The sequence below is a fragment of the Streptomyces sp. CT34 genome, assembly GCF_000805335.1.
Taxonomy (GTDB): Bacteria; Actinomycetota; Actinomycetes; order Streptomycetales; family Streptomycetaceae; genus Streptomyces.
On record NZ_KN708638.1, the window covers coordinates 4,540,138 to 4,563,039 of the forward strand.

Below are 22,902 nucleotides of genomic sequence, written 5' to 3' on the forward strand. Positions count from 1 at the left end.
GGCGGGCGGGCTCCTCATGGGCGGCGCCCTCGGCGCCGATCCGCTCGGGGTGCTGCTGCACACCCCGGCCGGCTGGGGGTGCCTGGTGACCGGCGGGCTTCTGGAGTGGGGCGGGGTGGCCTGGACGGCCCGGATCGTCGCGGACGCGGCGGAGGTACGGAAGTGAGCGGGGTGGGTGCGGTGTGTCCGGAAGTTGTCCACAGGGTGGGGACGGCGGTGGCGGCTGCGATGGCCGGGACGGTCGTGCTGCGGTCGGTGCCGCTGGTGCGGGCGGCGCGGCGCGGGCGCGCCGTACGGCGGCGGGTGCCGGCCGTGCTGGGCGCGGTGGGCGGCGGCCGGTACGGCGGCGCGGCCGGTGTCCGCGGGTGGTGGGCGGCCGTCCGCGGCCGGGCGAGCGGACCGGCGGCGCAGCGGGGAGGTCGGCGGGACGGTCGGCTGAGGGAGTGGGGCGGGCCCCTGGGGGTGGCCGGTCTCGTGGCCGTCCTCCTGGGCGGGGTGGCCGGCCTCGTGGCCGGACTCGCCGTCGGGTGGGGAGCGTACCGCTGGCTGGGCCGGCAGCGCGCCGCGGCGGCCGGCCGGACGGCGGCGGCCGGGGTCGGCGCCGAACTGGCCACGGCCGGCGATCTGCTGGCGGCCTGTCTGGCGGCCGGAGCCGGGCCGCGGGAGGCGGCCGAGGCGGTGGGCCGGTCGATGGACGGGACGGTGGCCGAGCGGCTGCGCCAGATCGCGGCGGAACTGCGCCTGGGCGGCGAACCGGCCGCCGTATGGCCCCGCCTGGCCGCCCTCCCCGGGGCCGCGGGACTGGCGCGGTGCATGGCGCGCGCCGGGATATCCGGGGCCCCGGCCGTCGAGTCGGCGTCCCGGGTCGCGGCCGAGCTCCGCGCCGAACGGGGCAGGGCGGCGACCGCGCGGGCGCGGCGGGCGGGGGTGCTGGTCACCCTCCCGCTGTCGGGGTGCTTCCTGCCTGCCTTCCTGGTGCTCGGTGTGGCACCGGTGCTGATCGGGCTGGCCGGCGGGTTGCTGGGGCGCGACTGAACGGACGGTGCGGGAGAGCGGCGGGCCCGCGTCCGGCAGGTGAGATCGAGTTCAAGTTCAGGCTGTTTCAAGGAGGTTGGGATGTTTCGACGGTGTTGGGCGCGGGTGCGTGCGGCCGGGCGGGACCGCGGGATGAGCACCGCGGAGTACGCCGTGGGGACGCTCGCGGCGTGTGCGTTCGCGGCGGTGCTCTACAAGATCCTGACGAGTGGTCAGGTGATGTCGATGCTGCGGTCGGTGGTCCAGAGGGCGCTCGATGCGCCGTTCTGAGAGGAGGAGTTCCGGGTCGGTCCGCGGGGCCCGTGCGGGCCCGGGCCGGGCCGGCGGGCGGCCGGTGCCGGAGGCCGGGTTCGTGACGGCGGAGACGGCCGTGGTGCTGCCGGTGCTGGTGGCGGTCGCGGCGGCGCTGATCTGGGGGCTGATGGTGGCCTGTGCCCGTATCGCCTGTGTGGACGCCGCCCGGGCCGGGGCGCGGGCGGCGGCGCGGTCGGAGCCGGCGGCGCGGGTCCTCACGGCGGCGCGCGGCGCGGCTCCCAAGGGAGCGCGGATCGCGGTGGCGCGGGAGGGCGACCTGGTGCGGGTACGGGTCGAGGCCGACCTGCCTGGAGTGGGCCGGATGACGGTGCGGGTCGGCGGGGAGGCGGTGGCTCTTGCGGAGGAGACGGTGCGGTGACGAGGGGTCCGCGACGGTGTGGACGGTCTTCGTGGCGGCGGCGCTCTGCGCGGTCTTCGCGGCGCTGATGGCCGTCGGCCAGGCCGTCACGGCCCGGCACCGGGCGGGCGCCGCAGCGGATCTGGCGGCACTGGCCGCCGCCGACCAGGCCCTCCGGGGCCCGGCGACGGCCTGCGCGGCGGCCCGCCGGGTGGCGGCCGGGCAGCACACCCGCCTGGTGCGGTGCTCGGTGGCCGCGCTGATCGCCGATGTCACGGCCGAGGCCGGCAGCCGCCCGCTCACCGCACGGGTCCGGGCGCGGGCGGGCCCTGCGGGGTACGACCCGGGGACCGCGGGCGCCTGGGGCCCGCAGACCGGATTCCGTATGCCGGGCGGCCGGGCCCGACCCGCGCCGCGCGCACCCGCCGGATGGGCCCTACGCCTCCGGCGCGCCCCGCAGCAGCTCCCCCAGGAGCCGGACGGCGCCCCGTTTGTGGAGCGGGTCGTTGCCGTTGCCGCACTTGGGGGACTGGATACAGGACGGGCAGCCGGCCTCGCATTCGCAGGCGGCGATGGCGCTGCGGGTGGCGGTGAGCCACTCGGCGGCCGTGTGGAAGGCGCGCTCGGCGAAGCCCGCACCGCCGGGGTGGCCGTCGTAGACGAAGACCGTCGGCAGCAGGGTGTCCGGGTGCAGGGGCACGGAGACGCCGCCGATGTCCCAGCGGTCGCAGGTAGCGAAGAGCGGCAGCATGCCGATGGAGGCGTGTTCGGCGGCGTGCAGGGCGCCGCCCAGCTGCTGGGGGTTGACCCGGGCGGCGTCGAGTTGGTCCTCGGTGACCGTCCACCACACCGCGCGGGTGCGCAGCGTACGGGGCGGCAGGTCGAGCTTGGTCTCGCCCAGGACCTCCCCGGTGATCAGCTTGCGGCGCAGGAAGGAGACGACCTGATTGGTGACCTCGACGGAGCCGAAGCACAGCCGGGCGTCGCCCCAGGGGACCTCGGTGTCGGTCTCCAGGACGGAGATCGCGGTGGTGTCCCGGGCGGTCGTGGAATAGGGCGGGTCGGCCTCCTCGACGAGGGCGACGTTGTCCGCCAGGTCGAGGTGCCGGACGAGATAGCTGCGGCCCTGGTGGAGGTGGACCGCGCCGTCGTGGACGGTGGTGTGCGCGGCGGCGGCGTCCACGGTGCCCAGCAGCCGCCCGGTGCCGGCCTCGACGACCTGGACGGGCGAGCCGCCCTGGCCGCGGATGTCGGTGAGGTCGGCGGCCCGCTCGCGGCGCGTCCAGTGCCAGGCCGTGGTGCGCCGGCGCAGCAGGCTCGCCGCCTCCAGCTGCGGCAGCAGCCCGGCGGTCTCCGGGCCGAAGAGCGGGAAGTCGGCCTCGGTGAGCGGGAGTTCGGAGGCGGCGGCGCAGAGGTGCGGGGCGAGGACGTACGGGTTGTCGGGGTCCAGCACCGTCGATTCGACGGGCTGGTCGAAGAGCGCCTCGGGGTGGTGGACGAGATAGGTGTCCAGCGGGTCGTCACGGGCCACCAGGACGGCCAGCGCGCCCTGCCCGGAGCGGCCCGCCCGGCCTGCCTGCTGCCACAGCGACGCCCGGGTGCCCGGATAGCCCGCGATGACCACGGCGTCGAGGCCGGAGACGTCCACGCCCAGTTCGAGGGCGGTGGTGGCGGCCAGGCCGAGGAGTTCGCCGCTGTGCAGGGCCCGTTCGAGGGCGCGGCGCTCCTCGGGCAGATAGCCGCCCCGGTACGCGGCGACCCGCGCGGGCAGCGAGCGGTCCACCTCCGCGAGCCGCTCCTGGGCGATCAGGGCGATCAGCTCGGCGCCGCGCCGGGAGCGTACGAACGCGACGGTGCGCACGCCCTGGACGGCGAGGTCGGTGAGCAGATCGGCGGTCTCGGCGGTGGCGGTGCGGCGGACCGGGGCGCCCTGTTCGCCGTGCAGTTCGGTCAGCGGCGGCTCCCAGAGCGCGAAGACCAACTCGCCGCGCGGCGAGGTGTCCTGCGTGATTTCCGCCACGGTCAGGCCGGTGAGCCGGGAGGCGGCCTGCGCCGGTTCCGCGGCGGTGGCGGAGGCCAGCAGGAAGACCGGCTCGGAGCCGTAGCGGGCGCAGATCCGGCGCAGCCGGCGGATCACCTGGGCGACGTGGGAGCCGAAGACGCCGCGGTAGGTGTGGCATTCGTCGATGACGACATAGCGCAGCGCGCGCAGGAAGGAGGACCAGCGGGGGTGGGCCGGGAGGATGCCGCGGTGCAGCATGTCCGGGTTGGTCAGGACGTAGTTGGCGTACTGGCGGACCCACTCGCGTTCCTCGACGGGGGTGTCACCGTCGTAGACCGCGGGCCGGATGGCGGTGCCGAGCGGGGCGGCCAGTTCGCGTACGGCGCGCCGCTGGTCGGCCGCCAGGGCCTTGCTGGGCGCCAGGTACAGGGCCGTGGTCCCCCGCCCGTTGGGCGCCTCGGAGCCGTCCAGGAGCGCGGAGAGGACCGGCGCGAGGTACGCCAGGGACTTGCCGGAGGCGGTGCCGGTGGCGACCACGACGGATTCGCCGCGGAGTGCGTGTTCGGACGTCCGTGCCTGGTGGGCCCAGGGGCGATCGATTCCGGCCGAACGGATGGCGTCGATCACTTCCGGCCGGATCCATGCCGGCCAGTCGGCATGGCTGCCGATGCGCGGGGGCAAGTGCTCCGTATGAGTGATGCGCGCAGCGCGGGTCGCGCCCCGGGCGAGACGGTCGAGAATCATGCCTGGGGAAGTGCGCGTGCCCGGATCCGGCGGGAGTCGATTGGAGGCCATCGGCACCGAGTGTGTCACCGGAGTGACGGACAATGCTCACAAGGCGTCGTGCACGCCTGCTGGTAAGTGATTGAATGCCATCGCGGCTGCCGATCCGCCCCTACCTTCGGTGGGGAGGCCCCAGGGGGGCGACCGCTCGATAGCAAGGTGCTGGAGGATCCGTGGACCTGTCCCTGTCGACCCGGACCGTTGGCGACCGTACGGTCGTCGAGGTCGGTGGCGAGATTGATGTATACACCGCGCCCAAGCTGCGGGAGCAGCTGGTCGAGCTTGTGAACGACGGAAGCTACCACCTCGTGGTGGACATGGAACGTGTCGACTTCCTCGACTCCACAGGGCTCGGCGTCCTGGTGGGCGGGCTGAAGCGGGTGCGTGCCCATGAGGGTTCGCTGCGCCTGGTCTGCAATCAGGAGCGCATTCTCAAGATCTTCCGTATCACCGGTCTGACCAAGGTGTTCCCGATTCACACCTCGGTCGACGAAGCCGTCGCAGCCACCGACTGACGGTTCGCCGGTCCCCCGCGCCCAGGCGCGGGGGTGGAAGGAGTGTGGGGGGTTCCGGGCACACCAGTCCGGCCCCCTGCGTCGCACGCCCGCATCACTAGGGGGATGGCATGGCCACCGTCGAACTTCGCTTCAGCGCCCTTCCCGAGCACGTCCGGACCGCGCGTCTGGTCGCGGCTGCCGTGGCACGGCGGGCGGGGGTGGACGAGGCCGTGCTGGACGAGGTGCGGCTCGCCGTGGGTGAGGCGTGCAGCCGGGCCGTGGGGCTGCACGAAAGCCACGGCATCGCGGCCCCGGTGCGGGTCGTGCTGATCGAGGACGAGAAGACGTTCTCGATCGAGGTGGGCGACGGGGTCTCCGGCCCCGGCGCAGCGGGCGGCGCCGAGGCCGAGGGTGCCGCGGAAGCCGAGACCGAGGGCGAGGACGAGATGGGCCTCGCGGTCATCAGCGGGCTGGTCGACGACGTCGAGGTGACCTCCGGCGAGAGCGGCGGTCTGATCCGTATGAGCTGGCCCGCGAACCCGGCTCCGGTCCTGCCGTAGGGCGGCAGGGCAAGCCCGGGGAGCACCGGGCGGGCGGGAGTCCGGGCGTACGACGGCGGGGACCGGTCGGCCCTCTGGCGCAGCCGGTGGGGCGCGCGTCGCCGCTTGAACAACTCCGGGAACCCGCTGAGTCGGCCCTGAGGGTGACCGTGCCGGCCTCGCGATCGTGGCGCCGCCGGTCCTGCGGCGTCCGTGGCCGATCGTGTCCTGTCCCTTCCTGTTCCCCTTCTGTCCCCTCCTGCTCGCTCCTGCTCCCTCCTGCTCCCTCCTGCCCCCGTGAGCCGCCGTCGGCCGCCGAGGAGGCCCGAGTCGGCCAGGAGCGGTGCGATCCGGACGTGAACTGACGGTGCATCACCGTGTTTCGACGGGTGGTGGGTGGGTCGTGTGCCGGCCGCGCGGTGGCGCGGCGACGGCTCAATTACCTCCGGTTTCACGGCGGCCACAGCCAACTCGCAGGGCAGTGTGGTGTCTTTGAGCAGCGGCAATCAGTAGGAAAGCGAGATCATCGGTCAGGGGTCAGTGATTTCGCCGGTTTCCCCCGTGCGGGCGAATTCGGCGAACCGCCAGCCTTTTGATCTTCGCCGGAGCAGGCGAATTCCCTTTGAGGCGCCCTGTTTTGATCAACCGCGGCTCCCTACAATCCGTCCACATCTTGCTCAGGACGCCTGAGCGTGCTTCCGCGCGCCCATGTGCCATAACGTCAAGGAGGACGAATGGCGGGGCCTTACACCCCTCAGTTGCTGGACACCCCCTCATTTCTTGCCGGACCGTCGCTCACGGCGGACAATCGCGGCATCGTCCTGGTGATCGCCGTCGTCGCCCTTGCCGCGCTGGCCGTCGCCGCGGTGCTGGTCCGCCAAGTACTCGCGGCCGGCGAGGGAACCGACAGCATGAAGAAGATCGCGGCGGCCGTCCAGGAGGGCGCAAACGCCTACCTGGCACGGCAGTTGCGGACGCTCGGCGTATTCGCCGTCGTGGTGTTCTTCCTGCTCATGTTGCTACCTGCGGACAATTGGACGCAGCGCGCCGGACGCAGCGCCTTCTTCTTGATCGGGGCCGGATTCTCGGCGGCCACCGGCTATATCGGCATGTGGCTCGCGGTGCGCAGTAATGTGCGTGTGGCGGCTGCGGCCAGGGAGGCGACTCCGGGCGACGGCGATTCCCGGGAAAAGGATCTTACGGCCGTCTCCCACAAGGCGATGAAGATCGCTTTCCGTACGGGTGGCGTCGTCGGCATGTTCACCGTGGGACTCGGCCTGCTCGGCGCGTCCTGCGTGGTGCTCGTGTACGCGGTGGACGCGCCCAAGGTGCTGGAGGGCTTCGGCCTCGGCGCCGCGCTGATCGCGATGTTCATGAGGGTCGGCGGCGGCATCTTCACCAAGGCGGCGGACGTCGGCGCCGACCTCGTCGGCAAGGTCGAGCAGGGCATCCCCGAGGACGACCCGCGCAACGCCGCCACCATCGCGGACAACGTTGGCGACAACGTCGGCGACTGCGCCGGTATGGCCGCCGACCTCTTCGAGTCGTACGCCGTGACCCTGGTCGCGGCGCTCATCCTGGGCACCGCGGCCTTCGGCGACGCCGGGCTCGCGTTCCCGCTGCTGGTGCCCGCGATCGGTGTGCTGACCGCGATGGTCGGCATCTTCGTCGTGGCGCCCCGGCGCCGGGACCGCAGCGGTATGACGGCCATCAACCGCGGCTTCTTCATCTCCGCGGGCATCTCGCTGGCCCTGGTGGCCGCCGCGGTGTTCACGTACCTGCCGTCCAGCTACAAGGACCTCAGCGGTGTCAGCGACCCGGAGATCCTGGGCCGCAGCGGCGATCCGCGGATTCTGGCGATGGTCGCGGTCGCCATCGGGATCGTGCTCGCCGCGCTGATCCAGCAGCTGACCGGCTACTTCACCGAGACCAACCGGCGGCCCGTCCGGGACATCGGGAAGACCTCACTGACCGGCCCGGCCACCGTGGTGCTCTCCGGCATCTCGGTCGGTCTGGAGTCGGCGGTCTACTCGGCGGTGCTGATCGGGCTGGGCGTCTACGGGGCGTTCCTGCTGGGCGGTGCCTCCATCACGCTGGCGCTGTTCGCGGTGGCGCTGGCCGGGACCGGCCTGCTGACGACCGTCGGCGTGATCGTCGCGATGGACACCTTCGGCCCGGTCTCCGACAACGCGCAGGGCATCGCCGAGATGTCCGGTGACGTCACCGGGGACGGCGCGCAGGTGCTGACCGACCTGGACGCGGTGGGCAACACCACCAAGGCCATCACCAAGGGGATCGCCATCGCGACGGCGGTGCTGGCGGCGTCCGCGCTGTTCGGCTCGTACCGGGACGCGATCGCCAACGCCGTACGGGACATCGGCCGGGCGGCCGGCGGGATGGGGCTGAGCCTGGACATCTCGCAGCCCAACAACCTGGTGGGGCTGGTCCTGGGGGCCTCGGTGGTCTTCCTGTTCTCCGGGCTGGCGATCAACGCGGTGTCGCGGTCCGCGGGGTCGGTGGTCTTCGAGGTGCGCCGGCAGTTCCGGGAGAAGCCCGGGATCATGGACTACACCGAGAAGCCCGAGTACGGGCGGGTCGTCGACATCTGCACCAAGGACGCGTTGCGCGAACTGGCCACGCCAGGGCTGCTGGCGGTGCTGACGCCCATCGCGGTCGGCTTCTCGCTCGGCGTCGGGGCGCTCGGCTCGTTCCTGGCGGGCGCGATCGGCACCGGCACGCTGATGGCGGTGTTCCTCGCCAACTCCGGTGGCGCGTGGGACAACGCCAAGAAGCTGGTCGAGGACGGCCACCACGGCGGCAAGGGGAGCGAGGCGCATGCCGCGACGGTCATCGGGGACACCGTCGGCGACCCGTTCAAGGACACCGCGGGCCCGGCGATCAACCCGCTGCTGAAGGTCATGAACCTGGTGGCGCTGCTGATCGCGCCGGCCGTGGTGAAGTTCTCGTACGGCCATGACAAGAGCCTCGGCATCCGGGTCGCGGCAGCCGCGGTGGCTCTCATGGTCATCATCGGCGCGGTCTACATCTCCAAGCGGCGCGGTATCGCCGTAGGTGATGAAGACAACAACCCGGAGGAGTCCGGAAGCGTCGCGAAGTCGGCCGAAACGGCCGTGGCGTCCTGATCGGCGCGGTCGGCGGAACAGCCTGAGAACCGCTCAACGGGCGGGTGGACGGCGCCTTTTGTGCGCGCCGGACACCCGCCCGCGGCGTGCCCGGCCGGCCTCGCGGTCCTTGGTGCAAATGGCTGCAATGCGGGCCGGAGGAGATGCCCGTCTCGTCGACCAGGCCGTTTGGCCGTGTATGTTCCGGGGCCGAGAGCCATGGAAGGGACCAATCCGGTGAACAAGAAGCTTGTGGCTGCACTGTCCGGCGGTGCCGCGCTCCTGCTCGCGCTGACCGGTTGCGGCAGCGACAACACCAAGAAGCTCGACAACTGGGCGAAGTCGTTCTGCGACCCCGCGCAGGCTCCGTTCAAGCAGATCCAGGACGCCAACGCGGCCATGCAGACGGCCGACAGCGGCAACACGGACTCCAAGAAGGTCCAGCAGACCGACTCGACGGCGTTCCAGCAGATCTCGCAGGCCTACGCCGCGCTGGCCAAGTCCCTCGACAAGGCGGGGGCGCCGCCCAGCGACGGCGGTGCCGACGCGCAGAAGAACGCGGTCAAGGAACTCAACTCCCTCTCCACGGGATACGGCGACCTCAAGAAGCAGGTCGACGGCCTGGACACCTCGGACAAGCTGAAGTTCGCGGACGGGCTGCGCAATCTCTCCAACGGGATCAACAAGCTCAACGCGCAGAGCGAGCAGGCGTTCAAGAAGCTGGAGGCCGGCGACGTGGGCAAGGCGATGGCCAAGCAGAAGGGCTGCCAGAACCAGGGCGCGTCCGGTTCGCCGTCCGCCGCGCCGTCCAAGAGCGCGTAGTACGGGATTCCTGAGCGGGTCCGAGCGGCGGCCCGGCGACGCGCCCGAGACGGGTGTGACGCCGGGCCGTCGCCGATTGTCGGTGGCAGGACCGACAATGGACGGGTGACGACGCACCTCCCCACCGCAGATGACCAGGACCCCGACAGCAGCGCCCGTACGAGCCGGCTGCGCGCGGCGCTGCTGGCCGCCGCCTTCACCGCCGACGGGCTGCTGGACCTGCTCGGCGCGCCCGCGTATGCCGCGCTGGCCCGCAGCGAGACCGTCCCCGCGCTGCGGGCGACCCGCGGCGACGGCCCGCTGGAGACCCTGGTGCGGCTGTTCCTGTTGCAGCGTCCGGTGCCGGAGGCGCGGGTCCGGGCGGCGCTGCCGGTGGCCGACTGCCTCGCCGACGGCTGGCTGGTGCGGGACGGCGACGTGCTGCGCGCCACGGTGGACGTGCGGCCCTACGGCGGTCCCGAGGGGCAGGACTGGTGGATCGTCTCCGACCTGGGCTGCGCGGTCGGCGGTGCGGGCGGCATCCGGGGCGCCGGGGAGGACGACCGCGCCCGGCTGGTGCTCGGCGTCGGCGGCGCGTCCACGACCCTCGCCGGGATCACCGCGCGCCGCCCCGTCGCCAAGGCGCTGGACCTCGGTACGGGCTCCGGCATCCAGGCGCTGCACGCCGCCCAGCACGCCACGCGGGTCACCGCCACCGACCTCAACCCCCGGGCGCTGCGGATCGCCGCGCTGACGCTGGCGCTCTCCGGGGCGCGGCCGGCCGACCTGCGGGAGGGGTCGCTCTTCGAGCCGGTGGGTGAGGAGACCTTCGACCTGATCGTGTCCAACCCGCCGTTCGTGATCTCCCCGGTCCGTCCCGAGGGAGCCCGGCTCACCTACCGGGACGGCGGCATGGGCGGCGACGACCTGTGCCGCACGCTCGTCCAGCAGGCCGCCGCGCATCTCAACATCGGCGGATACTGCCAGCTGCTGGCCAATTGGGAGCACGTGGCGGGCGAGGAGTGGCAGGACCGGCTGCGCTCCTGGGTGCCCCGGGGGTGCGACGCCTGGATCGTGCAGCGCGAGGTGCAGGACATCACGCAGTACGCCGAGTTGTGGCTGCGGGACGCCGGCGACCACCGCACCGGCCAGGACGCGTACGCCGCGCGGTACGACGCCTGGCTCGACGAATTCGAGGCGCGCAAGACCAAGGCCGTCGGCTTCGGCTGGATCACGCTGCGCAAGTCCGGTGCGCAGGACCCGTCCATCACGGTCGAGGAATGGCCGCATCCGGTGGAACAGCCGCTGGGGGACGTGGTGCTGCGGCACTTCGACCGGCAGGACTATCTGCGGGCCACGGACGACGCGGCGCTGCTGGCCGGGCACTTCCGGCTCGCCGACGAGGTGGTGCAGGAGCAGGTCGGGCTGCCCGGTGCGGAGGACCCGGAGCATGTGGTGCTGCGTCAGAACCGCGGTATGCGGCGGGCGACGAAGGTGGACACGGTCGGCGCCGGCTTCGCCGGGGTGTGCGACGGCTCGCTGCCGGCCGGGCGGATCCTGGACGCCATCGCCCAGCTCGTCGGTGAGGACCCGGTGCTGCTGCGGGACCGTACGCCGAGTGCGATCCGGATGCTGATCGAGCAGGGGTTCCTGGAGCCGGTGGGCTGAGCCGGGGCGCGGGCCGCGCGCGGCGAACGAGGCGAACGCCACGCTGTTCAGGGGCAGTTCGCGTGCCTGATCGTACAGCGGCTGCCGTACGCGGGTGCCGTAGGGCGGGCCGGGCTGCCCGCACGGAGGGCGCCTCGGCGGCGGGGCGGTGCTCGCGGCCACGGGGTGCCGGCTGCCGGGGTGGTGGTGCGGGCGGGGCAACTGTGCTTCCGGGGGCGGTCGTTCGGATTCGGCCAGATCCGGCGAAGTGGGCCGATTGCGGAGCGGAACGGGAACCTCCGCCCGCGGTCCGTCGTATTCCAGAAGGAAGGTCACCAACAGGCTCATTGGCCCATCAGTGAGGAATCCGACATGAACCGTACGCTTCGCTACACCGGAGTCGCCCTGGCCACCGTCGCCCTGCTCGCCGGGGGTTCGGCCGTCGCCATGGCCGCGCCGCAGGTCGCCCACACGTCGGCATCGATCGTCGCCACGGCGCCCGCGACGGCGACGCTGACGGCCAAGGCCAGCGCGACGACGGTCAAGGCATGGCAGGAGTTCCGGATCACCGGTGCCGCCAAGGGCATCAAGGCGGGCACCAAGGTCACGGTCCAGCAGAAGCAGGGCAAGAAGTGGGTGTCGCTGCCGGCCCAGGCGCCGGTCAACGCCAAGGGCGGCTACGCGATACGCGTGAAGCTCGGCATCAAGGGCGTCAACCAGCTGCGTATCGCGGCCGGGAGCACCGTCTCGCCGGTGGTGAAGGTCACCGTCCGCTGACCGCGGCGGGCTCCGCGGTCAGCCGATGAGGTTGCGGGCGACCATCCACACCGCGGCGATGCCGAGGGCCACGGCATTGCCGCTGGCGGTCAGCCGCAGCGGACGACGCTGCCCGCGGAGCCCGGCGGCCAGCCAGCGCACCAGGACGTACGCGACGGTCGGCACGCCCAGTGCGAGCAGCACGGCGTTGTCGTGGAAGGCCCCCGCGACATCGCCGTGCATCAGGTCGTACGCCATCCGCGTACCGCCGCAGAACGGGCACTGCAGCCCGGTCGCCCAGCGGAACGGGCAGGGGAGCAACAGCTGCCCGGGGTGGTGCGGGTTGGTGTTCCAGAGGTAGCCGGCGACCGGCGCACCGATGCCGAGCGCGAGTGACGCCCGGCGGACGGTGTGCCGGCGGACGGCCGCGGCTTCGCGGCCGTCGGGCGCGTCCGGCGGGACCGGCCCGCCCGGCGGCAGCGGTGCAACGGGCCCCCGGGGCTCGGGGCGGCTCACACGCTCAGCGACCGGGCGTAGTTGACCTGGTTCATGACGAACATGACCTGCTCGCGCGACTGCACCGGGATCATCGTGGAGTGGTGGCGGCCCCCGCTGTTCACCGTGACCTGGACGAAGCCGGTCGTGGTGCGCTCCTTCATCAGGAGGAAGAGCAGGCCGAGGAGGCAGAAGAGGAAGAAGACGATGGCGAGGACGATCGCGTGCGCGGGGATCTTCTCCTCCGTGCGGGACATGTCGGTGGCCGTCCAGACCGCGCCCCGGAGCGGCATCGGCCCGGCCGGCGTCATGATCGTGTCGCCGCTGACCGCGATATCGCCGAGCGAGATCGCCACGCCGCCGGCCGGGGGCGGCTGCTGGCCCGGGAAGCCGGCGGGGGCGGGCGGCGGCGCGAAGCCGGGCGCGGGCGGCGGCGGAGCGGCCTGCGGGTAGCCGTAGCCGGGGTCTCCGGGGCGGCCACCCTGCGGGTAGCCGTAACCGGCGTCGGCGGGCCGGCCGGGCTCCGGGGTGGCGTACGGGTTCTGCCCGGGCGGGCCCGGCGGCTGCTCCGGCGGCGGTCCGGGGTACTGGTTCGCCATGGGTGATCTTCCCCCCGAGGATGTGTGATGACGGCAGTACTCGGCTCAAACCGTGAGCCGAGCCGCGTCCATCCTGCCAGCCCGGTCACCTGACGTATCAAGGTGATGACGGTATCCGCCGCCGGCTTGTGACAGTCGCGGCCGGCCGCGGGTGCCCCGGCGGGCGCGGTGCCGCCCGGCGGGCGGTTACTCTGCGAGATCATCCGCGGTGCCGGTGCGGTGCCGCGCCGGGGACGGCCGGGCGGTGCGCGGTCCGGTCCCGCGGGCCCGCCATGATCCATCCGGGCCCGCGCAGGGCGGTCGGAGAGCGGCTGGGACGGCCGGGGCGGCGCAAAGGCATGTAGTCGGGTTACCGTTCGAGTGGCGTTGCGGGGTTTTTCCGTTTGACACGGGGGCGGGAGGTACCGTCACACTCCGCAGCGTCAAGCGTCACCGCAGTGCGCCCCGGGCGTCCGGCCCGGGAGCATTCCCAGCGTCGACCGGAGAGAAGAGCGAAGTTGTCCCCGACCAGCGAGACCGCAGAGGGCGGCGGCCGCCGACTCGTCATCGTCGAGTCGCCTGCCAAGGCGAAGACGATCAAGGGCTACCTCGGCCCTGGCTACGTGGTCGAGGCCAGCGTGGGGCACATCCGCGACCTCCCCAACGGCGCGGCCGAGGTCCCGGCGAAGTACAAGGGCGAGTCCTGGGCCCGCCTGGGTGTGAACGTCGACGCCGACTTCCAGCCGATCTACGTGGTCAACAGCGACAAGAAGGACCAGGTCAAGAAGCTCAAGGAGCTGCTGGCCGAGTCCGACGAACTCTTCCTCGCCACCGATGAGGACCGCGAGGGCGAGGCCATCGCGTGGCACCTCCAGGAGATCCTCAAGCCGAAGGTCCCGGTCCACCGGATGGTCTTCCACGAGATCACCAAGGACGCGATCCGCGAGGCCGTCGCCAACCCCCGCGATCTGAACCAGAAGCTGGTCGACGCCCAGGAGACCCGCCGGATCCTCGACCGCCTCTACGGCTACGAGGTCTCGCCGGTCCTGTGGAAGAAGGTCATGCCCCGGCTGTCCGCCGGCCGGGTGCAATCCGTGGCGACCCGGCTCGTCGTCGAGCGGGAGCGCGAGCGGATCGCGTTCCGCTCCGCCGAGTACTGGGACCTGACCGGCACGTTCTCCACGGGCCGGGCCGGTGACACGAGCGACCCCTCGACCCTGACCGCCCGGCTGAACACCGTCGACGGCCGCCGGATCGCCCAGGGTCGCGACTTCGGTCCCAACGGGCAGCTCAAGAACGACGTACTGCACCTCGACGAGGCGAACGCCCGCGCGCTCGCCGCCGCCCTGGCGGACACCGAGTTCGCGGTCCGCTCGGTCGAGTCCAAGCCGTACCGCCGCTCGCCGTACGCGCCGTTCCGGACGACCACCCTCCAGCAGGAGGCCAGCCGCAAGCTCGGCTTCGGCGCCAAGGCCACCATGCAGGTCGCACAGAAGCTGTACGAGAACGGCTTCATCACCTATATGCGTACGGACTCCACCACGCTCTCGGACACCGCCGTCGCCGCGGCCCGGGCGCAGGTGACGCAGCTGTACGGCGCCGGGTACCTGCCGGACAAGCCGCGGACGTACGCCGGCAAGGTCAAGAACGCGCAGGAGGCGCACGAGGCGATCCGCCCCTCCGGCGACCGCTTCCGCACCCCCGCCGAGACGGGGCTGACCGGCGACCAGTTCAAGCTCTACGAGCTGATCTGGAAGCGGACCGTCGCCTCCCAGATGAAGGACGCGACCGGGAACTCCGTCACCGTCAAGATCGGCGGCCGGGCCGCCGACGGGCGGGACACCGAGTTCAGCGCGTCCGGCAAGACCATCACCTTCCACGGCTTCCTCAAGGCCTACGTGGAGGGCGCCGACGACCCGAACGCCGAGCTGGACGACCGCGAGCGGCGGCTGCCGCAGGTCGCCGAGGGCGACGCGCTCGCCGCGCGGGAGATCACCGCGGACGGTCACGCCACCAAGCCGCCCGCCCGCTACACCGAGGCCACGCTGGTCAAGGAGCTGGAAGAGCGCGAGATCGGCCGCCCCTCGACGTACGCGTCGATCATCGGCACGATCCTGGACCGCGGCTATGTCTTCAAGAAGGGGACGGCACTGGTGCCGTCGTTCCTCTCCTTCGCGGTGGTCAACCTCCTGGAGAAGCACTTCGGCCGGCTGGTCGACTACGACTTCACCGCGAAGATGGAGGACGACCTCGACCGGATCGCGCGCGGCGAGGCACAGGCCGTGCCGTGGCTGCGGCGCTTCTACTTCGGCGAGGGCGCGGGCGCGGGCGAGGCCGGCGCGGCGGACGCCGGGAACGGCGACGGCGACCACCTGGGCGGCCTCAAGGAGCTGGTCACGGACCTGGGCGCGATCGACGCCCGGGAGATCTCGTCCTTCCCGGTCGGCGACGGCATCACGCTGCGGGTCGGCCGCTACGGCCCCTACGTGGAGCGCGGCGAGAAGGACGAGGAGGGTCACCAGCGGGCCGACGTCCCCGATGACCTGGCGCCCGACGAGCTGACGGTGCAGTACGCCGAGGAACTGCTGGCCAAGCCGAGCGGCGACTTCGAGCTGGGCATGGACCCGGTCTCCGGCCACCAGATCGTGGCGAAGGACGGCCGCTACGGCCCGTACGTCACCGAGGTGCTGCCCGAGGGCACCCCGAAGACCGGTAAGAACGCGGTCAAGCCGCGCACCGCCTCGCTCTTCAAGTCGATGTCCCTGGACACCGTGACCCTGGAGGACGCGCTCAAGCTGATGTCGCTGCCGCGCGTCGTCGGCACGGACGCCGAGGGCGTGGAGATCACCGCGCAGAACGGCCGCTACGGCCCGTACCTGAAGAAGGGCACCGACTCGCGCTCCCTGGAGCGCGAGGAGCAGCTGTTCACGATCACCCTCGACGAGGCGCTGGCGATCTACGCCCAGCCCAAGCAGCGCGGGCGCGCCGCCGCCAAGCCGCCGCTCAAGGAGCTGGGCACGGACCCGGTGAGCGGCAAGCCGGTGGTGGTCAAGGACGGCCGGTTCGGCGCGTACGTCACCGACGGCGAGACCAACGCGACGCTGCGCCGGGACGACGACGTCGAGACGATCACCGCCGAGCGCGGCTACGAGCTGCTGGCGGAGAAGCGCGCCAAGGGGCCGGCGAAGAAGACCGCCAAGAAGGCGGCCAAGAAGGCGCCGGCCAAGAAGACCGCCGCGAAGAAGACGGCTGCCAAGAAGACGGCCGCGAAGAAGACCGCGGCGAAGAAGACGACCACCGCGAAGAAGGCCACGGCCAAGACGGCGGCGAAGAAGACGGCCGCGCCGGCCGAGGACTGAGCTGCCCCGGGTCGGCTCGGGCCGGCTCGTACCGGCGCGGTACAAGGGCGGGCAGGGCGGACGTGTTCGCCGGGCCCGCCCCTTCGCATCCGACAGCCCGCCCATTTGTTCGGGCAGGGCGCCCGATAGCGTGCCCTGTCCCGATAGGCTGGCGGGATGACGCGTGCCGAGCAGCCAACGGTCGTGCCCCCCACTTCGGACGCGCTCGCAGCGGACTCCCGCGAGCGTGCGGTGCGAGCCCTGCTCCGCTTCCCTCCTTTGAAGCGGCTGTGGAGCGCCCAGTTCGTCGGGGGTATCGGCGATGCCCTGTCCTTGCTTGTCCTGGTATTGCTCGCCCTTCAGGCGGCGCTGTACATACCGCTGGGCGGCCATGCCGTCTTCGGCGGCGGCTATAGGGGCGCCGCCTTCGCGGTCACCGCGGTCTTCGGCGTCCGGCTGCTGGCGACACTGCTCTTCGGGGCCGTCCTCCTGGGGCCGCTGTCCGCGCTCACCGCGCCCGGCGGCCCGCTGGACCGCCGCTGGACGATGATCGGCGCGGACGCGCTGCGGCTCGCGCTGCTGGTCATCGCCCCCCTCTGGATCGACTGGACGCCGGCCGACGCGCTGGCCTGGCTGCTGGTGACGGTCTTCGTCTCCGGCGTCGCCGAGCGCTTCTGGACGGTTGCCAAGGAGAGCGCGGCGCCTGCGCTGCTGCCCGCGCCGCCCCCGGAGGGCGCCGCCGTCCGGCCGCTGCCCGACAACATGGACGCGCTGCGCCGGCTGTCGCTGCGCACCAGTTTCGTCTCGCTGCCGATCGCCGCCGCCGCGCTGGTGGTCTGCACGCTGATCGGGAAGCTGCTGGGCGCCGGCGTCGAGTGGTTCCACCTCCACCAGGCCGCGCTGGGCTCGTACCTCGCCGCCGGCCTGTTCGCCGCGTCCGTGTCGATCCTGTACTTCATCGAGCTTCCCGGTGGCCAGACTCCCCGGCCGCGCTCCCCGCTGGAGGGCCTGCGCCGCCCGAAGTCCGGCGGCAAGCCGGGCGCCGGGCCCGACAAGGGCCGTACCGGCGCGATCCCGCTGCTGGTGCCGGCCTGCGCGGCGGTGGCCGGTGCGATCGCCGCGGCCGTCGCGCTCTCCGTACTGCACGCCTTCGACCTGGCCACCGGCCCCGCCACCTACGCGCTGCTGGTGCTCGCGCTGACCGGCGGCACGGTCATCGGCATCCGCGCCGCCCGCAGGGTGCTGCCCGCGCTCTCCCGGCGCCGGCTGCTGGCCCTGGCGGTCGCCGGTACCGGCCTGGCGCTGCTGGCGATGGGGCTGGTCCCGGACCCGACGACGGTGCTGCTGCTCGCGCTGCTGGCCGGTGTCTGCGCCGGCATCGCCGCCAATACGGGCCATGTGCTGCTGGACCAGGAGTCCGAGGCTTTCCGCAGCGCCCGTACGACCGAGCATCTGCACGCCGTCGTCCGGCTCGCGGTCGCGCTGACCGCCATCGCCGCGCCTCTGCTGGCCGGTGTCATCGGCCCGCACCACGTCGGCAGCGGCGCCTTCGTCTTCGCGCACGGCGGCGCCGCGTACACCCTGATGCTGGTCGGCGCGCTGCTGCTGCCGGTCGCCGCCTGGGTGCTGGGCAAGACCGACGACCGGCAGGGCGTACCGCTGCGGCGCGATCTGCGCGAGGCGCTGCGCGGCGGCGACCCGGCCCAGGCGCCCGCCGGCAGCGGCTTCTTCATCGCCCTGGAGGGCGGTGACGGTGCCGGGAAGTCGACGCAGGTCGAGGCGCTGGCGGAGTGGATCCGCGGCAAGGGCCACGAGGTCGTGGTGACCCGCGAGCCGGGCGCGACCGCCATCGGCAAGCGGCTGCGGGCGATCATTCTGGACGTGTCCACGTCCGGGTTGTCGGACCGGGCCGAGGCGCTGATGTTCGCCGCCGACCGCGCCGAACACGTCGACAGCGTCATCCGGCCCGCTCTGGAGCGCGGCGCGATCGTCATCACCGACCGCTACATCGACTCGTCGGTGGCCTACCAGGGCGCCGGCCGCAACCTCGCGCCCACGGAGATCGCCCGGATCAACCGCTGGGCGACGCATGGTCTGATTCCGCATCTGACCGTGCTGCTGGACGTCTCGCCGGAGACGGCACGCGAGCGCTTCACCGAGGCGCCGGACCGGATGGAGTCCGAGCCGGCCGAGTTCCACGAGCGGGTACGCGCCGGATTCCTGGCGCTGGCCGCCGCCGACCCGGCCCGTTACCTGGTCGTCGACGCCGGCCAGGAGCCGGAGGCCGTCACCACCGCCGTACGCCACCGCCTCGACCAGGTCCTGCCGCTGTCCGAGGCGGAGCTCAAGGCACAGGCCGAGGCCCGCAAGGCAGCCGAGGAGGAGGCCCGCCGCAAGGCCGAGGAGGAGGCCGCGCGCAAGGCGGAGGAGGCGCGTCTGGAGCGCGAGCGCCAGGAGCAGCTGGCCAAGCTGCGCGCCGAGGAAGAGGAGCGCAAGCGCCGCGAGGCCGAGGAGGCCAAGGCCCGGGAGGCCGCCCGCCAGGCCGAGGAGGCGCGGCGGCGCGCCGAGGAGGCCCGTGCCGCGGCGGAGGCGGAGCGGCAGCGCCGCGAGGCGGAGGAGAAGGCCCGCCAGGCCGAGCGGGAGCGGCTGCGCAAGCAGCACGAGGAGCAGGCGCGGCTGCGCCGGGAGGCCGAGGAACGCCGCCTGGAGAAGCAGCGCAAGGCCGAGGAGGCGCTGCTGCGCGCCGAGCAGGCCCGGATCGAGGCGGCGCAGGCGGCTGCGGCTGCCGAGGCGAAGGCGGCTGCCGAGGTGGCCGAAGCCGCCGAGGCGCCGACCACGGAGACGGACGTCACACAGCTGCGGAAGCGGGTGGCCAAGGAGGACGAAGCCCGGTCCGCTACCCGGAACGGATCTTCCGGTTCCGCTACGGGCGCCGACGCGGACCGCGAGCGGACCGCGTCGCAGCCCAAGCCCGAGGCGCGGGAGGCGGACGAGACGGCGGTGCTGCCGCCGGTCCGGGACGCCGGCAAGGGAGGCGGCGCCGACTCCGAGGAGACGGCCGTGCTGCCGCCCGTACGGGACGAGGACCCGGCGGACCGGGTGCCGCCGTGGATGTTCCAGGAGGACGGCGGGGCCGCGCATGGCGAACCGGCCGAGCGCGGCCCGGAGCGGACCCGCGAACTCCCGCAGGTCGACCCGGCCACCGGCCGCCCCGTGGAGAACGGGCAGCGCGACCGCCCGCGCCCGGAGTGGGCGGAGGAGACCCCGCTGGACGATCTGCCGACGCTGGCCGATGAGCTCCTCGGCCCGCGTGACGACGACGCGGAAGGCGGCGCGGGCGGCAAGGGCCGCCGGGGCCGCGGCCGGCGCGGCTGACCGGAGCGCTCCGCCGGAACGGCCGTGGCCGCAGCATTCCCGCTGCGGCCACGGCCGTTCGGCGTGGAGGGCGCGGCGGGAGCGGGGCGCCGGCCGCTGCCGGGATCCGGTTGTCAGTGGGGTGGACCACAATGGGATGCGCGCGGATGAGGCGCCGGGCGTACCCGCCCGGACGCGCCACCGCGCCGGCACGGCAGGCGGAACGTACACCGGCGGAACGGACAGGACGGCGGCAGCGATGGCGGTATGGGACGACGTGGTCGGCCAGGAGCGGGTGACGGCGCAGCTCGCCGCGGCTGCGCGCGACGCGGACGCCATCGTGGTCGCCGAGAGCGCGGCGCAGGCGGCCGGCGAGCAGCCGCCGGCCGACCGCGGCGGCACCTCGCAGATGACCCACGCCTGGCTGTTCACGGGCCCGCCCGGCGCCGGCCGGGACACCGCGGCGCGCGCCTTCGCGGCGGCCCTCCAGTGCGTCAGCCCGGACAGCGCGGGAGCCGGCTCCTCCGGTCCCACCCCCGGCTGCGGCTTCTGCGACGGCTGCCACACCACCCTCGTCGGCACCCACGCCGACGTCGAGATCGTCCGCACGGACCTGCTGTCCATCGGCGTCAAGGAGACCCGCGACCTGGTCCGCAGGGCCTCGCTCTCGCCGGCCAGCGGGCGCTGGCAGGTGATCGTCCTGGAGGACGCCGACCGTCTCACCGAAGGCGCCGGCAACGTCCTCCTCAAGGCCGTGGAGGAGCCCGCTCCGCGCACGGTCTGGCTCCTGTGCGCGCCCTCCATCGAGGACGTGCTCCCCACGATCTGCTCCCGCTGCCGCCACCTCACCCTCCGTACGCCTCCGGTCAGCGCGGTCGCCGACGTCCTCGTACGGCGCGACGGCATCGATCCGGAGGCCGCCGACCGGGCCGCCCGCGCCACCCAGGGGCACATCGACCGGGCCCGCCGGCTCGCCACCGACGAGCGCGCCCGGGCCCGCCGGGCGGCCGTCCTCAAGCTCCCGCTCCGGATCGACGACATCGGCGGGTGCCTCAAGGCCGCCCAGGAGCTGATCGACGCGGCGGGGGAGGACGCCAAGCAGGTCGCCGAGGAGGTCGACGCCAAGGAGACCGAGGAGCTGCGCGCCGCCCTCGGCGCCGCCGCGGGCACCGGCGGCCGGCTGCCGCGCGGCACCGCCGGCGCCATGAAGGAGCTCCAGGACAAGCAGAAGCGCCGCTCCACCCGCACCCAGCGCGACAGCCTCGACCTGGCCCTGGTCGACCTCACCGGCTTCTACCGCGACGTCCTGGCCCTCCAGATGGGCGCCTCGGTCCCGCTCGCCAACGACGAGGTGCGCGACAGCATCCAGCGCATCGCCGCCTCCTCCACGCCGGAGCGCACGCTGCGCCGTATAGAGGCGGTCATCGCCTGCCGGGAGGCCCTGGACCGCAATGTCGCCCCCCTGCTCGCGGTCGAGGCGATGACGGCCGCGCTGCGCGCGGGCTGAATCACCTCCCCCCACCGCCTCCCCGAGTAGGCACTCACCGTCCCCATCCAGATACTCTCCGTAAAGAACTCGCGAGTGAAGGACGCCCGCCCCGCCCCAGGACTACCGCCACACACCCCCAGGGACCGCCCATGCAGCCCAGCCGCCTGCTCCGCACCCCCGCCGCCGCAGCCGTCGCTGCCACCGCGGCCCTCGCCCTGCTGATCTCCGGCTGCTCGTCCGGGAGTTCGTCGCCCGACGGCGCGGCCTCCCCGGGGGGTGCGAAAGAGGCCGGCATCGGGGGCCGGTCGTCCGACGGTTCGCCTCTCGCGCCGCTGCCCGCCGCCGTCCCGGCCGACCTCCGCCCGTACTACGAGCAGAAGCTGAGCTGGCACGACTGCGGGGTGGCGGGCTTCCAGTGCGCGACGATGAAGGCCCCCCTGGACTACGCCAAGCCGAGTGCGGCCACCGACCTGAAGCTCGCCGTGGCCCGCAAGAAGGCCACCGGCCCCGGGACGCGGCTCGGCTCCCTGATGGTCAACCCCGGCGGGCCCGGCGGCTCCGCGATCGACTACCTACAGCAGTACGCGCCCCAGCCCGCCGCCGTCCGCGCGCGCTACGACATGGTGGCGATGGACCCGCGCGGCGTGGCCCGCAGCGAGCCGGTCGAATGCCTCAGCAACCAGCAGATGGACCGCTTCACCCAGACCGACACGACCCCCGACAACCCCACCGAGGTCAACCAGCTGGTCGCCGCCTACCGCAACTTCGCCAAGGGCTGCGAGGCCCACTCCGGCAAGCTGCTGCCGCACGTCTCCACCATCGAGGCGGCCCGCGACATGGACGTCCTGCGCGCCGTCCTGGGCGACAAGAAGCTGACGTACGTCGGCGCCTCCTACGGCACCTTCCTCGGCGCGACCTACGCGGGCCTCTTCCCGTCCCACTCCGGCCGCCTGGTCCTCGACGGCGCCATGAACCCGTCGCTGGACGCGCGCACCATCAACCTCGACCAGACCGCCGGCTTCAACACCGCCTTCCTGACCTTCGCCGCCGACTGCGTCAAGAAGAAGGGCTGCCCGCTCGGCAACAAGAACCCCGAGGATGCCGGCAAGCGGCTCGCCGCCCTCTTCAAGAAGCTGAACCAGCACCCGGAGGACACCGGCCAGGACCGCAAGCTCACCGAGTCCCTCGCCACGACCGGCGTCATCGCCGCCATGTACGACCAGGGTGCCTGGCCCGAACTGCGCGAATTCCTCGCCCAGGCCGAGGCCGGCAACGGCCGCGGGCTGCTCGCCCTCTCGGACAGCTACTACGAGCGCGACCCCGACGGCCACTACGCCAACCAGATGTACGCCAACCCGGCCGTCAACTGCCTCGACCTCGCCCCCGCCTTCACCGGCCCCGACCAGGTCCGCGCCGCCCTGCCCGCCTTCCGCAAGGCATCCCCGGTCTTCGGCGACAACTTCGCCTGGTCCGCGCTGAACTGTGCGTACTGGCCGGTCAAGCACTCCGGCGCGCCCCACCGCATCGAGGCCAAGGGCGCCGACCCGATCGTCGTCGTCGGCACCACCCGCGACCCGGCCACCCCGTACACCTGGGCCAAGGGCCTCGCCGCCCAGCTCTCCAGCGCCACCCTCCTCACGTACGTGGGCGACGGCCACACCGCCTACGGCCGCGGCAGCGACTGCATCGACACCGCCATCAACACCTACCTCCTCGAAGGCACCCCGCCCGCCAAGAACAAGCGCTGCACGTGACCCACCCCACACCCCTGACCAGCCCCCGAACCGATTACAAAGCACCCCCCGCTCCTGTGT

At 73.1% G+C, this 22,902-nt stretch carries 16 protein-coding genes and 1 pseudogene; 14 read left to right on the top strand and 3 right to left on the bottom strand.

Annotated elements, in window-relative coordinates:
- Positions 1-216: 216 nt before the first annotated feature.
- From RZ84_RS39860 to RZ84_RS36820, 4 genes and pseudogenes are all read left to right on the top strand, one after another.
- Positions 217-1,035, top strand: coding sequence for a type II secretion system F family protein (locus tag RZ84_RS39860; protein WP_241777773.1), 819 nt, complete (start codon positions 217-219; stop codon positions 1,033-1,035).
- 81 nt (positions 1,036-1,116) lie between these two features.
- Entirely contained in the window at positions 1,117-1,305 is a 189-nt protein-coding gene (locus RZ84_RS19855; RefSeq protein ID WP_043265421.1) for a DUF4244 domain-containing protein, read from the top strand.
- Positions 1,292-1,708 (top strand): TadE family type IV pilus minor pilin, encoded by a 417-nt coding sequence (locus tag RZ84_RS19860; RefSeq protein ID WP_078893992.1) that lies wholly within the window; start codon positions 1,292-1,294, stop codon positions 1,706-1,708. The genes RZ84_RS19855 and RZ84_RS19860 overlap by 14 nt, the downstream gene beginning before the upstream one ends.
- Positions 1,686-2,006, top strand: a pseudogene (locus tag RZ84_RS36820) (Rv3654c family TadE-like protein); the annotation flags it as partial. The gene RZ84_RS19860 and the pseudogene RZ84_RS36820, both read left to right, overlap by 23 nt.
- 117 nt (positions 2,007-2,123) lie before the next feature.
- On the opposite strand, the gene RZ84_RS19865 reads toward RZ84_RS36820, so the two are convergent.
- A complete protein-coding gene (locus tag RZ84_RS19865; protein WP_198540013.1) occupies positions 2,124-4,484 on the bottom strand; it encodes a DEAD/DEAH box helicase in 2,361 nt (786 codons plus the stop codon).
- A gap of 161 nt (positions 4,485-4,645) precedes the next feature.
- On the opposite strand from RZ84_RS19865, the gene bldG reads away from it, so the two are divergent.
- The 6 genes from bldG to RZ84_RS19895 all read left to right on the top strand — a co-directional run bounded on the left by bldG (position 4,646) and on the right by RZ84_RS19895 (position 11,855).
- On the top strand, positions 4,646-4,987 hold the full coding sequence (gene bldG, locus RZ84_RS19870; RefSeq protein WP_004571875.1) for an anti-sigma factor antagonist BldG: 342 nt from the start codon (positions 4,646-4,648) through the stop codon (positions 4,985-4,987).
- 110 nt (positions 4,988-5,097) lie between these two features.
- Positions 5,098-5,529: an ATP-binding protein gene (locus RZ84_RS19875; RefSeq protein ID WP_043265424.1), complete on the top strand. Its 432-nt coding sequence runs from the start codon at positions 5,098-5,100 to the stop codon at positions 5,527-5,529.
- Between the two features lie 713 nt (positions 5,530-6,242).
- The gene (locus tag RZ84_RS19880) at positions 6,243-8,651 is read left to right on the top strand and encodes a sodium-translocating pyrophosphatase (RefSeq protein ID WP_043265425.1); all 2,409 of its coding nucleotides are present in this window, start codon (positions 6,243-6,245) and stop codon (positions 8,649-8,651) included.
- A 216-nt stretch (positions 8,652-8,867) separates the two neighbouring features.
- Positions 8,868-9,452: a hypothetical protein gene (locus tag RZ84_RS19885; RefSeq protein ID WP_043265426.1), complete on the top strand. Its 585-nt coding sequence runs from the start codon at positions 8,868-8,870 to the stop codon at positions 9,450-9,452.
- Positions 9,453-9,557: 105 nt separating this feature from the next.
- Positions 9,558-11,099: a DUF7059 domain-containing protein gene (locus RZ84_RS19890; protein WP_043265427.1), complete on the top strand. Its 1,542-nt coding sequence runs from the start codon at positions 9,558-9,560 to the stop codon at positions 11,097-11,099.
- Between the two features lie 351 nt (positions 11,100-11,450).
- Complete coding sequence (locus RZ84_RS19895; RefSeq protein ID WP_043265428.1) at positions 11,451-11,855, top strand: hypothetical protein; 405 nt, start codon at positions 11,451-11,453, stop codon at positions 11,853-11,855.
- 18 nt (positions 11,856-11,873) lie between these two features.
- Here RZ84_RS19895 and RZ84_RS19900 read toward each other — a convergent pair whose 3' ends face one another.
- Positions 11,874-12,350 carry a DUF2752 domain-containing protein gene (locus tag RZ84_RS19900; RefSeq protein WP_043265429.1) on the bottom strand — a complete coding sequence of 159 codons (477 nt, stop codon included), beginning with the start codon at positions 12,348-12,350 and terminating at the stop codon, positions 11,874-11,876.
- Positions 12,347-12,928, bottom strand: coding sequence for a hypothetical protein (locus tag RZ84_RS19905; RefSeq protein ID WP_043265430.1), 582 nt, complete (start codon positions 12,926-12,928; stop codon positions 12,347-12,349). Before RZ84_RS19905 ends, RZ84_RS19900 begins: the two co-directional genes overlap by 4 nt.
- A gap of 497 nt (positions 12,929-13,425) precedes the next feature.
- Between RZ84_RS19905 and topA the strand changes: the two genes are divergently transcribed.
- The 4 genes from topA (at position 13,426) to RZ84_RS19925 (ending at position 22,842) form a co-directional block, all read left to right on the top strand.
- Positions 13,426-16,266, top strand: coding sequence for a type I DNA topoisomerase (topA, locus tag RZ84_RS19910; RefSeq protein WP_043265431.1), 2,841 nt, complete (start codon positions 13,426-13,428; stop codon positions 16,264-16,266).
- A 156-nt stretch (positions 16,267-16,422) separates the two neighbouring features.
- Complete coding sequence (gene tmk / locus RZ84_RS19915) at positions 16,423-19,620, top strand: dTMP kinase (RefSeq protein ID WP_043265432.1); 3,198 nt, start codon at positions 16,423-16,425, stop codon at positions 19,618-19,620.
- 238 nt (positions 19,621-19,858) lie between these two features.
- Positions 19,859-21,106 carry a DNA polymerase III subunit delta' gene (locus RZ84_RS19920; protein WP_043270358.1) on the top strand — a complete coding sequence of 416 codons (1,248 nt, stop codon included), beginning with the start codon at positions 19,859-19,861 and terminating at the stop codon, positions 21,104-21,106.
- Positions 21,107-21,237: 131 nt separating this feature from the next.
- On the top strand, positions 21,238-22,842 hold the full coding sequence (locus RZ84_RS19925) for an alpha/beta hydrolase (protein ID WP_043265433.1): 1,605 nt from the start codon (positions 21,238-21,240) through the stop codon (positions 22,840-22,842).
- Positions 22,843-22,902: the final 60 nt, after the last annotated feature.

Excerpts from the sequence above, each read along its gene's own strand:
- RZ84_RS19855 (WP_043265421.1), top strand. The coding sequence starts at position 1,117 with ATGTTTCGACGGTGTTGGGCGCGGGTGCGTGCGGCCGGGCGGGACCGC.
- RZ84_RS19860 (WP_078893992.1), top strand. The coding sequence starts at position 1,292 with ATGCGCCGTTCTGAGAGGAGGAGTTCCGGGTCGGTCCGCGGGGCCCGT.
- RZ84_RS19865 (WP_198540013.1), bottom strand. The coding sequence starts at position 4,484 with ATGGCCTCCAATCGACTCCCGCCGGATCCGGGCACGCGCACTTCCCCA.
- RZ84_RS19875 (WP_043265424.1), top strand. The coding sequence starts at position 5,098 with ATGGCCACCGTCGAACTTCGCTTCAGCGCCCTTCCCGAGCACGTCCGG.
- RZ84_RS19880 (WP_043265425.1), top strand. The coding sequence starts at position 6,243 with ATGGCGGGGCCTTACACCCCTCAGTTGCTGGACACCCCCTCATTTCTT.
- RZ84_RS19895 (WP_043265428.1), top strand. The coding sequence starts at position 11,451 with ATGAACCGTACGCTTCGCTACACCGGAGTCGCCCTGGCCACCGTCGCC.
- RZ84_RS19905 (WP_043265430.1), bottom strand. The coding sequence starts at position 12,928 with ATGGCGAACCAGTACCCCGGACCGCCGCCGGAGCAGCCGCCGGGCCCG.
- tmk (WP_043265432.1), top strand. The coding sequence starts at position 16,423 with ATGACGCGTGCCGAGCAGCCAACGGTCGTGCCCCCCACTTCGGACGCG.
- RZ84_RS19920 (WP_043270358.1), top strand. The coding sequence starts at position 19,859 with ATGGCGGTATGGGACGACGTGGTCGGCCAGGAGCGGGTGACGGCGCAG.
- RZ84_RS19925 (WP_043265433.1), top strand. The coding sequence starts at position 21,238 with ATGCAGCCCAGCCGCCTGCTCCGCACCCCCGCCGCCGCAGCCGTCGCT.